Source organism: Sulfuricurvum sp., assembly GCF_031427015.1.
GTDB lineage: Bacteria > Campylobacterota > Campylobacteria > Campylobacterales > Sulfurimonadaceae > Sulfuricurvum.
This window is the reverse complement of sequence record NZ_JASJOW010000003.1, coordinates 298,994-314,146: the sequence shown is the minus strand read 5'-3', so window position 1 is coordinate 314,146 and position 15,153 is coordinate 298,994. Positions and strand designations below refer to the sequence as shown.

At 42.9% G+C, this 15,153-nt stretch carries 14 protein-coding genes and 1 pseudogene; 3 read left to right on the top strand and 12 right to left on the bottom strand.

Translation table 11 applies throughout. From position 1 onward, the window contains the following. Genes accD through gltB form a run of 4 tightly spaced genes read right to left on the bottom strand, consistent with a single transcriptional unit; the run spans position 1 to position 7,388 of the window. Positions 1-843: an acetyl-CoA carboxylase, carboxyltransferase subunit beta gene (accD, locus tag RMO68_RS06850; protein ID WP_310439984.1), complete on the bottom strand. Its 843-nt coding sequence runs from the start codon at positions 841-843 to the stop codon at positions 1-3. Next, positions 840-1,568 carry an inositol monophosphatase family protein gene (locus RMO68_RS06845; protein ID WP_310439983.1) on the bottom strand — a complete coding sequence of 243 codons (729 nt, stop codon included), beginning with the start codon at positions 1,566-1,568 and terminating at the stop codon, positions 840-842. The genes accD and RMO68_RS06845 overlap by 4 nt, the downstream gene beginning before the upstream one ends. Then, a complete protein-coding gene (locus RMO68_RS06840; protein ID WP_310439982.1) occupies positions 1,568-2,950 on the bottom strand; it encodes a glutamate synthase subunit beta in 1,383 nt (460 codons plus the stop codon). The genes RMO68_RS06845 and RMO68_RS06840 overlap by 1 nt, the downstream gene beginning before the upstream one ends. 4 nt (positions 2,951-2,954) lie before the next feature. Then, positions 2,955-7,388, bottom strand: coding sequence for a glutamate synthase large subunit (gene gltB, locus RMO68_RS06835; protein WP_310439981.1), 4,434 nt, complete (start codon positions 7,386-7,388; stop codon positions 2,955-2,957). 181 nt (positions 7,389-7,569) lie between these two features. Here gltB and recO point away from each other — a divergent pair, with 181 nt between their 5' ends. Next, a complete protein-coding gene (gene recO, locus RMO68_RS06830) occupies positions 7,570-8,187 on the top strand; it encodes a recombination protein RecO (protein ID WP_310439980.1) in 618 nt (205 codons plus the stop codon). On the opposite strand, the gene RMO68_RS06825 is transcribed toward recO, so the two are convergent. Both RMO68_RS06825 and RMO68_RS06820 read right to left on the bottom strand, forming a co-directional pair. After that, entirely contained in the window at positions 8,184-9,023 is an 840-nt protein-coding gene (locus tag RMO68_RS06825; RefSeq protein WP_310439979.1) for a CheR family methyltransferase, read from the bottom strand. The genes recO and RMO68_RS06825 overlap by 4 nt on opposite strands. Further along, a complete protein-coding gene (locus tag RMO68_RS06820) occupies positions 9,007-9,594 on the bottom strand; it encodes a CheB methylesterase domain-containing protein (RefSeq protein ID WP_310439978.1) in 588 nt (195 codons plus the stop codon). Before RMO68_RS06820 ends, RMO68_RS06825 begins: the two co-directional genes overlap by 17 nt. A gap of 113 nt (positions 9,595-9,707) precedes the next feature. Between RMO68_RS06820 and RMO68_RS06815 the strand changes: the two genes are divergently transcribed. Beyond that, on the top strand, positions 9,708-9,953 hold the full coding sequence (locus RMO68_RS06815) for a hypothetical protein (protein WP_310439977.1): 246 nt from the start codon (positions 9,708-9,710) through the stop codon (positions 9,951-9,953). A 28-nt stretch (positions 9,954-9,981) separates the two neighbouring features. Here RMO68_RS06815 and RMO68_RS06810 read toward each other — a convergent pair whose 3' ends face one another. The 6 genes and pseudogenes from RMO68_RS06810 to RMO68_RS06790 all read right to left on the bottom strand — a co-directional run bounded on the left by RMO68_RS06810 (position 9,982) and on the right by RMO68_RS06790 (position 14,538). After that, positions 9,982-10,386, bottom strand: coding sequence for an Rrf2 family transcriptional regulator (locus RMO68_RS06810; protein WP_310439976.1), 405 nt, complete (start codon positions 10,384-10,386; stop codon positions 9,982-9,984). Further along, positions 10,386-10,829, bottom strand: coding sequence for a DUF4395 domain-containing protein (locus tag RMO68_RS06805; RefSeq protein ID WP_310439975.1), 444 nt, complete (start codon positions 10,827-10,829; stop codon positions 10,386-10,388). Before RMO68_RS06805 ends, RMO68_RS06810 begins: the two co-directional genes overlap by 1 nt. A 121-nt stretch (positions 10,830-10,950) precedes the next feature. Further along, on the bottom strand, positions 10,951-11,322 hold the full coding sequence (locus RMO68_RS06800; protein WP_310439974.1) for a response regulator: 372 nt from the start codon (positions 11,320-11,322) through the stop codon (positions 10,951-10,953). Next, complete coding sequence (locus RMO68_RS11160; RefSeq protein WP_409574823.1) at positions 11,319-11,735, bottom strand: CZB domain-containing protein; 417 nt, start codon at positions 11,733-11,735, stop codon at positions 11,319-11,321. The genes RMO68_RS06800 and RMO68_RS11160 overlap by 4 nt, the downstream gene beginning before the upstream one ends. Before the next feature lie 51 nt (positions 11,736-11,786). Further along, positions 11,787-12,116, bottom strand: a pseudogene (locus RMO68_RS11155) (methyl-accepting chemotaxis protein); the annotation flags it as partial. Positions 12,117-12,630: 514 nt separating this feature from the next. Further along, positions 12,631-14,538 (bottom strand): PAS domain-containing sensor histidine kinase, encoded by a 1,908-nt coding sequence (locus RMO68_RS06790; protein WP_310439972.1) that lies wholly within the window; start codon positions 14,536-14,538, stop codon positions 12,631-12,633. Positions 14,539-14,640: 102 nt separating this feature from the next. On the opposite strand from RMO68_RS06790, the gene RMO68_RS06785 reads away from it, so the two are divergent. Next, the gene (locus RMO68_RS06785; protein WP_310439971.1) at positions 14,641-15,153 is read left to right on the top strand and encodes a rhodanese-like domain-containing protein; all 513 of its coding nucleotides are present in this window, start codon (positions 14,641-14,643) and stop codon (positions 15,151-15,153) included.

The window sequence follows — 15,153 nt, the reverse complement described above, 5'->3', positions numbered from 1 at the left end:
TTAGGGGAGGAGCAGTTTGAGCATATCGCTCAGAGTCTCTTTGAGTTCACTCCGTTCTACGATCATATCGATAGAGCCTTTTTCAAGCAAAAACTCGGCACGCTGAAACCCTTCAGGAAGATCGCTCCCGATGGTTTGTTTAATAACCCGCTGACCTGCAAATCCGACCAAAGCGCCCGGTTCAGCGATAATAATATCACCGAGCGTTGCGAAAGAGGCACTGACTCCACCCATTGTCGGATCGGTAAGAAGGGAGATATACGGAAGCTTTTCGGTAGCCAACTTTGCCAAAGCCGCAGAAGTTTTAGACATTTGCATCAAAGAGAAAGTACTCTCCTGCATCCGTGCTCCACCGCTGGCGCTCACAATAATAAGCCCCATACGCTTCTCTATCGCACGATTTACCGCGCGGACGATTTTCTCCCCTTCAACCGAACCGAGAGAACCACCCATAAAATTAAAATCGAAAACGACAAGCTGTGCCGGAACGCTATTAATCGTACATTCGCCGCTCACCACCGAAGAGTAGGTACCGTTTTTGGCATATCCCTCTTCCACGCGGGCTGCATAACTTTTTTTGTCCACAAAATTAAGAGGATCAACCGGACGAAGATTTCCGTCAAATTCAACGAAGCTCCCCTCATCCGCAATAAGGGCTAGACGTTCTTTAACGCCGATACGGAGATGAAATCCGCATTTCGGACATACATGGTTTTGTTTTTCAATCTCTTTATAATACATCAGTGACTGGCACGAAGGGCATTTTACCCAGTGAGAGGGAGCCTCACTCTTAGTGGGTTGTTTTTTCTTTTCGGAGTCCCCGAACAGGTTAAATAGACTCAAAAATACTCCTTTTCTACAATCAAACGTATCTGCTCAAAAAGCTCTTTATCCGCACTTATAAGGATATACCTATCGTCGCTAATCACATGAAGGTGTTTGCTAAGATAGAGTCCGGCTTGGATATCGTAAGGTCGCATTGTACCTAAAAATAGCACATATTTAACATAAGGGGCATACGCCAAGGAGAGTGCCAGCGCTCCGGGAGAGCGAAATTTCAACTTTTTCATCATGAGTTTCTTGACCAATTCAGGATGCTCAGGTCCCTTTTCAAAAAGGCCGATTTTGGCAGACACATTGGTCATAATTTCGATTTTATTTTCCGGAGCATGTAGCATAATAGAATAATACTCATCCTCGGTTCGAATAAATACTTCGCCGTTTGCCAGATTGCATACAACCGCTTCAGTCGTTTTTCCCTCAGTAACACGCGCTATCGAAATCCCGTAATAGGGAAGTCTGGAAATGAAGTTGTCACTCCCGTCAATCGGATCAAGAAAAATAGTAATAGAGGACTCAGGAGACATCCACCCGCTCTCTTCGGAAAAAATCGATCCGAAAGGGGAGAGATGTTTAAAACAGATCGCTTCGGCTTTTAAATCGACACCGTTACTGATATCTCCGCCAAAACCCTGCTCATGCAGAATAAATAAAGTGTCACTCCCCTCTTTGATAAGAGAAGCGACTTCTTGAGCGGCAAGAAGTGACGCTTGTATAAACGCGTTCATTATCCCAACAAGGATTTAACGATTGATCGTGCCGCTTCACGCCCGTCATACGCAGCCGTAACGACTAAATCGGCACCGCGATAACAATCGCCTCCGGCATAAATTCCCGATGTTGTCGTTTCGTGTTTCTCATTAATGATAATACCGCCCCAACTGTTCACCGAGATACCGTTTTCAGCCAAAAACGGAGGGACACACGGATCAAATCCGAGTGCCATAATGATAACATCGGCGTTGACGTTAAAATCGCCCCCTTTGACCTCTTCCATTTTTTGACGTCCGGATTCGTCTTTCGCTCCGAGAATCGTTTTTGCCATATGAATACCGACCGCTTTACCGCCGTCATTCAAAATGATCTCTTTCGGAGAGGCATTAAACACAAAATCAACCCCCTCTTCAATCGCATTTTTGTACTCTTTGACTGATCCGGGCATATTGTGTGCATCACGTCGATACAGACACGTTACACTCTTTGCCCCCTCACGTTTGGCGCTGCGAACACAGTCCATCGCCGTATCACCGCCACCGACAACGACAACGTCAAGATCTTTAAAATCAAACTTTTTCTCATACGAAAGGGCAAAATTCTTACGCTGAATGGCGGTGAGATATTCCATTGCGGCATAGACATTTGAAGCATTTTCACCCGCAATTTTTGCCGATTTGCTTTTCGTTGCACCGATTCCGATAAATACAGCATCATGTTTATCCGCAATCGCATCAAATTCGATATCTTTGCCCACTTCGCAGTTTAGAACCAGCTCCAATCCCGCTTCCAAGAGAAGATTAACACGGCGTTCAACGATTTTTTTATCGAGTTTAAAATTCGGAATACCGTAGGTAAGCAATCCGCCTGCACGATCTGATCTTTCATACATCGTTACCGCGATACCGGAGCGGAGCAAATAGGTGGCCGCCGATAGACCTGCTGGGCCTGAACCTATAATGGCTACTTTTTTATCTGTGGTAATTCCCGGAAAATAAGGCTTTAACCCTTGCTTAAATCCCTCTTCATTAATAAACGTCTCAACCGAACCGATTGTGATCGCTCCATGACCGTCATTAAGGGTACAATCCCCTTCACAAAGTCTATCATGCGGGCATACGCGTCCCATTACTTCAGGAAACGGTGAGGGCTCATTGGAGAGGTTAAATGCAAATTTTAAATCTTTTTCCGCTACCGCTTTGAGCCATTGGGGAATGTAATTGTGTAACGGACATTTATTCAAACAAAACGGATCGCCGCATTGGATACAACGGTCGCTTTGGGATGAGGCATCACTCGCGGCCATCGGTTCATAAATCTCGCTAAAATCTTTTAGACGTTGTAGTACAAGGCGTTTTGAGGGATCGAGACGCTCAATCGTTAAAAATTCTCTCATTTAATTAGTCCCCTTTATCCGGATTGAGTGGCAATTTAGTTAAATTTTTCGGGCGAACAAGCCAGAAGTTTCGGATTTCAACACGGAAGTTTTTAAGCAGCTCTTGCGCCATTTCACTCTCAGTCTCCGCAACGTACTCTTTGAGGAGACGTTTTAGATAGTGGCGTGCTTCATCCCCGTCATCGGTATCGATGCGAAGCGCATCAATCAATTCACGGTTAACATTTTCCACGAAACTGTGATCTTGATCGTATACGAATGCAAAACCGCCTGTCATCCCTGCACCGAAGTTAATACCGGTTTTACCGAGAATAACGGCAACCCCTCCCGTCATGTATTCACACGCGTTGTCCCCTGTCCCCTCAACAATTGCGAGAGCCCCTGAGTTACGAACCGCGAAACGCTCACCGACGGAACCGGAAATGAAGAGTTTTCCTCCCGTTGCACCGTACAAACAGGTATTACCGCCTGCGCTAAATCGCTCCCCTTGGTTTTTGGATTTGATTACGATTTTACCGCCGTGCATCCCTTTACCGATATAGTCATTGGCTACACCTTCAAGATGAATAGAGACACCGTTGATCAAAAATGCACCCAATGCCTGCCCCGCAATCCCTTTGAGCTGCAGGCGGATCGTATCGGATTTAAGACCGCTATCTCCATAGTATTGAGCGATTTCACCGCTGATGCGTGCACCGAAACTTCGGTTAAGATTACAAATATCGCGTCCTATTCGTATCGGCCGTTCAGGATTTTTAATCGCATCCATCGCTTCAGCGAGAACCTCTTTTTCAAATTCATTCGAATCAAACGGTTCATTGCTTGGAGCTTGAGCGGTATTGAACCCCTCTTCACGGTGTAAAACAGAACTAAAATCGAATTTTTTTGCAAATTCGGTATCGATTACACGGAGCAAATCGCTTCGTCCGACAAGCTCTTCTATTGTTTTGTATCCCAATTGCGCCATTATTTTACGAACATCTTCCGCCAAATAGGTGAAATAGTTGATAAGCTGTTCGACCGTGCCGTTAAAATAGTCGTGTCGAAGCGTTTCATTTTGCGTTGCGATACCGACGGAACATTTGTTGACATGACAAATACGGAGCATTTTACATCCGATAATCGTAAGTGCCCCCGTACCGAACGCATAGCTCTCAGCACCTAGTAGTGCCGCTTTAACGATATCTTGACCTGTTTTGAGACCGCCGTCCGTTTGAACATGAACCAATCCGCGAAGGTTATTTACTTTGAGGGCATTATGCGCTTCGGAAAGACCGAGTTCCCAAGGATTCCCCGCAAATTTAATCGAAGTTAGAGGAGCCGCACCCGTACCGCCGTCTCCGCCGGAGATGATGATTTTATCGGCATACGCTTTCGCCACACCCGCCGCAATCGTACCGACACCCGCAGAGGAGACGAGTTTAACCGCCACTTTTGCATTCGGATTCACTTGTTTCATGTCGAAAATGAGCTGTGCCAAATCTTCGATTGAATAGATATCATGATGCGGTGGAGGGGAAATCAACGTCACGCCAGGCATCGTGTAGCGAAGACGTGCGATAAGACCGCTGACTTTATGGCCAGGAAGCTGTCCCCCTTCACCCGGTTTAGCCCCTTGAGCTACTTTAATCTGAATCTCTTCTGCTGAGCGCAAATAGGCCGGAGTAACCCCGAAACGTCCCGATGCGACTTGTTTGATTTTAGAGTTTTTGAGGGTTCCAAAACGTGCAGAGTCCTCTCCGCCCTCTCCCGAGTTACTTTGCGCTCCGATGGTATTCATGGCGACGGCAAGACACTCATGTGCTTCCGGAGAGATAGAACCCAATGACATTGCTGCCGAAGCAAAACGTTTAAAAATGGCCTCTTTAGATTCAACTTCGCTGATATCGATACTTGGACGATCGGATTTAAATTCAAAGAAGTCACGAATGAATTTTTGACCGCGACCGTTGATAAGGGCACTCAATTTATCAAAATCTTCACGCTTGCCTGTTTTAGAAACTTTATGAATAGCGTGAATCACATCCGGATTGAAATCATGATGCTCTTGTCCGTTGTAAAATTTATAATAACCACCGATTTTGAGTGGAAAAATACGGTTAAATCCACCCACTTCAAATGCATCTTTGTGATTTCTCTCAAGTCGCGCATCAATATCTTCATAGCTAAGGCCGGGAATCATCGCATGAGACTCACCAAAACAATCGTGTACAATCTCTTTACTTAAGCCGATGACATCAAAAAGACCTGAATTACGGTAAGAAGCGATAGTCGCAATCCCCATTTTCGACATAATTTTCAAGAGTCCCGCATTCAGTGCATGATGGACTGATTTAAACGCTTCCGAGCAGTTGATATCATTAACACTGCTTTCTGCGCGTGCGGCGACCGTTGCGAACAAAAGGGTCGGATACACCGCGCTTGCACCGTAAGCGATCAACGTTGCCGCACCGTGTGAATCAATCACTTCAGAGGTACACGCGACGATTGAAGCGAGGTGACGGATTTTAGCGTCCAACAAGGCACGGCTGATGCGCCCCACTGCCATGGCCATCGGAATTGCTTTATGTTCTTTATCAAAACCGCTGTCATCAAGGATAACAATACGGACACCCTCTTCCCGTACCGCTTTGATTACCCGTTCAACTAACGCTTCAAGTGCCGGCTTCAAAGCACCTTGATACGCCGTAGAAAACTCTTGGTTAGCATAGAACGATTGATAACGCGGTGATTTTTTATCCCCGAATGATTTGAGTACTTCCAGCTTCTCACGGATAATAATCGGTGAGATCGCTTTCAGACGATTCGCATGAGAGGGAATTTCATCTAAAATATTATGGGTTTCACCGAATCCGGTGTTCAAACTCATTACCACTTTTTCGCGGATAGGGTCAATCGGAGGATTGGTAACTTGGGCAAAACGTTGTTTGAAATAATCAGTAAAATGACGTTGTACGCTACTGAATGCCGCGAGAGGAGTATCATCCCCCATCGATCCGACCGCTTCTTTACCGTCACGCATCATCGGTTCAATCACTTGTTCAACGACCTCTTGGGTAATATTGAAATAGCGTTGACGTTCTACCAGATTCGAAGCATCATACTCACAGCGGGTACTGTATTGCTCTTCGACATGCTCTTGAAGATAGATCATGTGATCGTTTAGCCATTTCATGTAAGGGTTAGACGATTTTAGATATTGGTTGATATCTTCATCTTTAAGCACTTTCCCGAATTTCAAATCCAATCCGATCATTTGTCCCGATTGAAGACGTCCGCGCTCTTTGATCTGATCTTCCGGAATATCAATAACACCGTATTCGCTCGCGATCAGCAAGGTATCATCATTAGTGATAATGTATTTGGACGGACGAAGACCGTTACGATCCAGTACACACCCGATATAGCGTCCATCAGTCAAAGAGAACGCTGCAGGACCGTCCCATGCTTCGAAAACCGTCGAGTGGTATTCATAAAATGCACGGAGCTGTGGATCCATGTGCGGAGCATTTTGCCATGGTGCAGGGATAACCGCACGTGCCGCTTTGAAAAAATCCATCCCGTTAATAATCAAAAATTCAAAAAAGTTATCGGCACTCGCACTGTCCGAACCGCCCGGCTGAAGGATCGGTAAAAGACGCGCGATCTCTTCGTCGGTGAAGACTTCACTTTTGATGGATTCAGATTTTACCGCAACGTTAAAACGGTTGGCTTCGACCGAGTTGATTTCACCGTTGTGGGCAACCGCACGGAACGGTTGAGCCAAACGCCATTTCGGGAGGGTATTGGTTGAAAAACGTTGATGGAATAATGCAAAAGAGATTTTAAAATTTTCGTTTTGTAAATCGGTATAAAATTCTTTAATGTGCGTAGGCATAATGAGCCCTTTATACGACACGACACGCGCCGACATAGAGGCAATGTAAAAGTCACTGTCACTCACAAGAGCGTGCTCTATCTCTTTACGGCTAAGATACAACAATGCATCAAAACGCTGGCTGGCCATAAGGGAGTTCGGAGTAATAAAAATATGGTGGATTTCAGGCAACGAGGCAAGCGCTTGTTCGCCCAGTGCATTCGTATCAATCGGAACGATACGATCCAAAACTACTTTAAGATCATTTGCCATACAAATTTTTTCAAAATGTGCCAACGTTGAAGCATCGCGGGTAAATACGACGGCAACGGCATACATTTCAGGGAGTTCGACTCCCGCTTCAGCCGCTGCTGTTCGCATAAACTCATGTGGAAGAGACAAAAGCAATCCGCTTCCATCCCCCGTTTTACCATCAGCGGCAACGGCTCCGCGGTGCATCATTCGCTCTAAAGCCGTAATGGCGTTTTCCAAGTTTTCATGCGAAGGACGGTTTTTGATACTTGCAATCAAACCGAATCCGCAGTTATCTTTAAATGATCGTAATAGGTCTTGGTATTCCACTCTAATCGTCACCTTTCACCAGAAAATTTCGGCAAATTATTATTTTTTAATCTCTTTTTAAACATAAGTAGTTTAAAGGGAGATGAAATTTTCTTATTTTAACAATACTCAGGTTAAAAAAGGTTAAAATGGCGGGAATTAATGAAGATTTTGAAAAGAAACGTGTAAAGTAGAACTAATCATGCAGGGCTTTATAATCAAACTCAACCGTGCCCGCGAAGAAGATATGATCGTCACCATCATAGCCGAGGAAAGCTTACAGACCCTTTATCGCTTCTACGGAGCACGCCATAGCCCTATCAATATGGGGTTTAAAATTGACTTTGAAGCGGAGCACTCTTTTAAATCTTCTATTCCAAGAATGAAAGATGTCATACATCTAGGATTTTCGTGGATGGGTCAGTATGAGCGTCTTCGATTATGGCAGCAGTTCATTACCCTCTTTTACCCCCATCTCAAAGACTCCGAGTCAATCGGTGATTTTTATTTCGCCCTCTTAAACGACGCTTCCCTTCGATGGAAAGATCAAAATCCTAAACGTGTCGCCGTCGAATCGTATGTCCGACTTCTCGAGTATGAGGGGAGACTCCACCGTGAACCTAACTGCTTTTTTTGTGATCTTCCCATAGAAGAAGATATCTCATTGATTCGGGCTTTTTTGCCGGCTCATCAAAACTGTTCCCACACCCTCTCCATTAATCCAAAAGGGCTTGAATGGCTTTATACGAATGCTTCTACTTTGTTTTTAGACGATAAAGAGATTGACCGTTTATGGTACGTACTCAACGAAGGGTTTTAAGCACTTGTGTAAAACTTCATCCCATCATCATAATGTTCTGCTAAAGCGGGGGGCGTTTTAACAAAATCAGCATGCCCGAAAAAAAATAGCGATTCCTTACTGCGCGCTAACCTACCAAGGCGCTCAACCGCTCTTGCAACAGTCGGCTCATCGAAATAGATTAACATGTTACGTGAAAAGATCATATCGAATTTTCCTAACTCAAACAGACGCTCATCGAAAATATTGATCGTATGAAACGTCACCAATCGTTTCACATCATCACGAACCCTTAGAATATTTTCCTCTTTAATAAAATATTTTTCTTGTAGCTCTTGCGTCGTTTTGTGTAATGATCTGGCTGTATACCGCCCTTCTCTGGCTAATGCCGTTACTTCACTGTTGATATCCAAAGAGACGATTTCGATCTTCAATGGAGAGACCCCGCGATCGAGTAGCGCGATAGCTATCGAATAGGGCTCTTCTCCGCTAGAACCGGGCGCACATAAAATACGTACTTTTTCTTTACTGCACACCACTTTATCCACCAAAAAATTAATCTGACGTGCCTCTCTGAAAAAATAGGTTTCATTAACGGTTAATACGTTTATCAGCCCTTCCAAAATTTCATGATCGTTTTCGAGACATCTGTACAACTCATCAAAAGAAAAAATATGGTTATTGCGACAAAAATAGATTAATTTAGAAGCCGTAATAGACTCTTTTTGATTAAAATGGATACCGGTGATGGCGGTGAATTTTTCCAATACGGCTTTGGGATTGACAAAGTTTTCCACATTCTGACGAATCTGATCATCAGCCTTTAGAGTTTTTTTTGTATTAAGCCATCCGAACATGCAATCCTCCGTATTCTTTTATACGATCAATAATCTCGCCGATTGAGCCGACATTTCCGCTGGAAACTAGCTCTTTTGCACGACGCGGCATCCCATACACAATAGCGCTATCTTCGCTTTCAAATAGACACTCTCCCCCTGAATCATAGAGGGATAACGATCCGATAGCTCCATCATCCCCGATACCCGTTAAGATCACCCCTAAACGTTTAAGCGAAGAGGGAAGTGCCGCGGCGGAAGAGAATAATCGATCAATCTGAGGGTTATAAGGATAATCCCCCTCTTCCATCGGCTCCAGCCAGATCTCTCCGTTTTTTTGGAATAAACGCGAGGTAACGGAACAAACGTAAATATGTCTGTTCTCAATTTTTAAAGGATGCTCAACCGACGATATCGGAAAAGGTACAATCGATTGCAACTGATTAATAAAACTTGGAATAAATGCGGCGCTCATATGCTGCGCAATAATAATGGTCCCCTCAAAATGATTGTCCAATGCTGAAAGGATCGAATAAATTCGTCCAGGGCCGCCGGTAGAAGCACCGATAAGAATTAAGGCTGATATATTCATAAACTTATTTTACACCATTCTCACTCTATTTATAGAGTTATCAAAATAGGCTTAGGCACGATTCTTGCTTGTATTTTGTATTGACACTAAAATCCAATATAAATGAGTCTCCCATGCGTATCAATAAAGCAAGTGAAGCCGTGTTAGCGAAATATGCTCCCCAGCCTAAACTTCACGTCGAATCTATCTCTAAACCCCACGTTATTAATAAAAAAGGGACATCCCTTCAAGACTTTTATCATGAAGTTTATGCCAAAGGTAATTTATACGTCGAACAAATATACAATGGGAAAAATGCTGAAGAGATTGAATCGATGATGGTACAAAACCGTAGACTGATTGAAACAAAACGGAATTAATACCAAACCGATTATTCTAAATTGAGTATCAAATCTCATAATAGTGAGGTTGATACGCCTGATCCAATTCGGAGAGTTTCATGCCGAAGAGAGAGCGCATTTTTTCTTCTATATCGCCCCAAAAATACTCTAAAATCAAACTTGATCCGGTATTTCCGTCTATTTTATAAAATGGCCCTTCTAACGCTTCAATAATATCTATCACTTCAATCTCATGACTTGGACGGGAAAGTTTATAACCTCCCGAAGCTCCGCGAATACTGCTTACCAAATTATTACGGCGTAAAATCGAAAGAAGCTGTTCGAGATACCCGTGTGAAATTTGTGTCATAGCTGAGATTTCACGTACCTGCATCGCGCGTGCATGGGGTGCATGAGAGAGAACATGCATTGCGGCAAGGCCATAAATCGCTTTAGAAGATAAAGCCGCCATTACGTAAAAGCTTTCGGGTAGATTTTTTTGGCAATGTAATATACCTTACATGCAATACAGTATCCGAAGAAGAGTTCTAAAGCGGCACAAAAAAGGAATATTCCCGCGATAACATCTACCGCTAAATAAGCACCGAGCCATGACGTAATTAATAAAGCAATCGTAAAACCCGTACCGAAAAATGCCGCAAGACGTTTGGCGCCGGCATCCTCCATTTTAGAGGGTAATCCTAATTTCTTTTGGATAAACAACGAGCTTATATTGATCGGACTTAAATGTTTGTAACCGTACAATCGAAAAATAAAATCGATAATCAACACAATCAGTACAACAGAATTTTGAGTCACTAAAAATGCAATAATTCCTATGATGACAAATAACGTATTGATTCTCGTAACCGTTGCATCAACTTGACGAAAGATTAAAGGGCATTGCTGAGCCATATGTATTCTCCTAAATTTTTCACCATTTTAATACACTCGTCTCTAATTGTAAAGTATTCATACTAAAATACTAAGGTATAAAAAATTTGATCAAAAAAAAAGAGGGGAACCCCCTCCCTTTTTAGCTGCGTTCTTGAATCAATTCACGTATTTTTTTCTCAACGCTTGCAAGTGAGTCAAACGGTTTAAGTAAATAATGATCCGCGCCTACTTTATGACTTTGCAATACTTTATCCAACGTTGAATACGCGGTCATCATCACCACCACACACTCAGGGTCTTTCACTTTTATCTCTTCTAAAACACTCAGCCCGTCTTTTTGAGGCATCATAATATCGAGTAACACCCCATCATAATCACCTGCACGAAAACGGCTGACTGCATTAATCGGATTTTCGATATAGGTGATTTTAAAATCTCCGGAACGGCCTAACGCTTTTTCTAGCATGGCACCGATCGAAGGCTCATCATCGACGATTAGCAAACGTATCATTTTAAACCTCCAAATAATTGATTAATCGCACTGCCCATTAAATCTTCCGTTTTCTCCGCGACCAAGATATCCAATGCTTCAAATACGCCATGGCTTGCCTCTTCAATCGTTTTAATCCGTTGTTCTATTTGATGGCGTGAACATAATTTTTTCCCCTCACCGCAATCCGCGATCAGAGCATTCGCCTGTGTATGGACGGCAGCATGAGGTTTTTCTAAGAGGCCATATGATTTAAGATGACCGAATTGTTCTTTACCGATACCACCCTCATACCATTTGCCTAAGCGGCATGAATGGTGATCAACCGCTTTAAAATCATTCTCTTGCCCGAATAAGAAGGCATATACATTATTTTTGAAGATAACATGGTCTATTTTTGCTAAATTACTAAAAATATAGTTACTGATATCCATGATTTCATAAACACTACGTGATGAATTGCGTTGAAACGTCACCATACGATCACTCAACAAAGAAACTTCATTTTTGGTGCTGGAGACAATGGTTGAAAGTTCTTCCGTTGCACTTTCGATCTCATTGGTATCTTGCTGCATCGATTGAATTACAATTTCAATCTCTTTGGTCGCTTTTTGGGTACGTTCCGCCAATTTGCGTACTTCATCGGCAACAACGGCAAACCCGCGTCCGTGTTCACCCGCGCGTGCGGCTTCGATAGCGGCATTGAGCGCTAGAAGATTGGTCTGATCGGCAATATCTTTGATCAATGCGATAACATTAGAAACTTCATTGGAGCGGGTAACCAAACTCGCGGTTGTCGAGATCGTCCCCTCCATAAGCTCAGCTAGTTTATTCATGTATTCATCGACACGGTTGGCAATTTTTAGCCCTTCATCCGAACCTTCTGCTGTTTCACGCGATTGTTCTACCATATCTTTAAGTTTTTCGAGAATATCAATAAAAACTTTTTGGGTTGCACTCAACGCACCTTTGATACTTTTTTGGTGCATTTCAAGCAATCCGCCCTCTTCACCGCCGACAACCGATGATTTAATGAGAATAAAACCCTTCATCCCGTTATTAAACGTTTTGCTGACAACCGAGGCTTCACACTCACCGACAACGATTTCAGACGATCCTTTGGATAATTCGCGTGCAACGGCTTGTTTATCGGAAATATCTTGAGCGCGCGTGTTAAAAAAAATCGGTTCCCCTTGAGTATTTAACACAACTAAAGCCTCTTTGGCACTGAGTGCCGCGATCTCTTTGTAAAGTTCCAATTCGGCTTTTAGTGCATTACACTCTTCTTGAAGAAGATGCTTTTCTTCCTTGAGTCTTACCGCTTCTCCATTAAACCACATCCAGTTTCTCCTTATATCTTTTTAAACTAATCTCGAAAGTTGCACCTTCATTTTTGTTACTCACTCGAATACCCCCTCCGTGTTTCTCAATAATCGCTTTGGCTACGTTCAATCCGATCCCCATGCTCTTTTTCTTATCTCCACTGATCGCATAATCAAAGATTCCCTCCAGCATTGTTTCAGGAATCCCCCCCGCATTATCACTGACGGTAACGGTAATCAGCTCTTCATCGCACTGGAAATGAATATCGATGTGACGATTTTCATATGATATTGTACCCTTTTCAAACTCATCTAACGCATTATTTAGGATTATTATCCATACTTGTTCAAGTCGATTGGAGATTCCCATCGTCATACATGAGTTTGAATCATACACACTGGCAAGGCTAAAAAGTTCTCCGTTGATCAAAATAGGAACGATATGTTTCGAACGATTCATAATAATTCGAAGGGCATAAATCAACGTCATATGGATATTGCACGGTTTCATCTCCTCTTTCCCCGTTCCGGCAAATTCATACATGGAACTGACGATGGATTCAATCCGAGATATCCCCTCCTGAATCGGTTCGAACAAAGGGAGCGCTTCGGGAATTTTATCTTCACATTCCCATTGAAGCAACTCCAAGTTCCCTTTGATGTAGGTAATCGGCGTATTAATCTCATGGGTTATTGCCGCAGCCAAACGTCCTACACTCATTAGCTTGGCATCATTGATTTTATCCTCTTTGATACGTTCAATCGGAGTCACATCGATAAAATAAAGGATGTAATACTCTTCGCTCGGAATCATCGGATTGGGCATCGAACTGATATGAAGCGTATAATATTCTCTCTTTTGATGGTGACTTTCTAATACAACCCGCCCTTGTATTTCACCGTTATGGACTTGTCTGAAAATAGATTCCAGTACCTCTCTTCTCGTGCATCCGTCAAAATTTATAGGTTCCAATCCATCCGAAGTTTCAGCCATCCAAGTACGTGTAGGCGATGAGGCGAAAAAATCATCATTGCGCTCGTATCCAATCAGATCTAAGTATTTTTGATTGACTAAAATCGCTTCATAACGATGATTAAACAATACAGTCAAAGAAGATTCATAGTCTATTAACTGCTCCATACTTGCCAAAATAGCCCGATTAACTTCACTCAAGTCCTGCGCGATGCAAACAATCTCTTCAATCTCTCCGCGCTGGTTACGAATAGCATATATGGTGCTGTCAACCGTAATGAGATCCTCTTTTGCACTTACCAATTCAATTATGCCCCGATAGATATCTCCCGATTTAAGCCTTTCGCGTACCAATGTACGTAAAAAAATCCAAAAACGACGCTCAACAAACCGCATCCAATGACTTCCGATCATCATATCGCTTTGAAATCCCAACAATCGGCATAACAGGTCGTTTACCTCAATAATAAGACCGTTTTCTTCCATCCGTATTAAAAGGGATGTTTTTGAGATAGCGCCGAACATCAGATTAATCTGCTTAAACGCTTTTTGCGCCTGTTTGGCTTCCAACGATTGTCGCATTAAACGCTCAGAGACTTTTTTCACCGCACTCGGAAGAAGAGGCTTTAATAGGTACTTATCAACCCCGACGTCGATGGCCTGTAAAAACAGATCGCTTCCGTGCGCGCTTGAGATTACAACGGTTTTTATCGCGGGATTTTCGCTTTTACTATGACTAATCGTTTCAAAAATTGCACTGTTCATCTCCATAGGATGGAGAATTAAAAGATCAATTTCCTCAAAATTATGGGGCAAAGAGTTTTGGATACTTACGTCTGCATCAAATCCTAACAAAACTTCTCTGAAAGGGTCTGTATTTGATAATTTATTATCTCCTAATACCCAATCGGTAACATAAACGATCTTTATAGTTTCAGTCATAGTTCCGTCATTATTTTTTCGTAATGTTACATTATTTTTTTTCATCTGAGTGTAATATTTTTGAGATACAATCTCGTTTATTATATTCCAGAGGATTAAATGATGAAAAAAATATTACTTCTTCTCCTTACCTGTACCTTTTTGAGTGCTGATGATATTTATGAAGGAGATCTCAGTGCGACGGAAGCACATGAGATGCAAAAAAAAGGTTCAGCTATTATTGTTGATGTCCGTACGACGCTCGAGTTTATCTACACAGGTCACGGGGAGGGATTTATAAATATCCCCGCATATGAATGGACGTATGTTCCAAAATCGGTCGAAGAACGGGTAAAAAGTGCCGAATTTGAACTTAAAACCGATAAGCCAAAGGGGCATGTAGAAGTACAAAAACTCTACGATGCCAAAGAAGTTTTCAATAAAAACTTCGTAGGCGAAGTCATGAAAGCGATGAAGCTGCGCAATACCGATTCCGTCATCCTCGTATGCCGAAGCGGCCCACGCTCCAAAGCGGCGGCAAATCTCCTCGCAAAAGAGGGGATAAAAGCCTACAATCTTGATAACGGATTTATGTTCGGATGGAAAGAGGCTAAAATGCCGTGGGACGGGTATTAA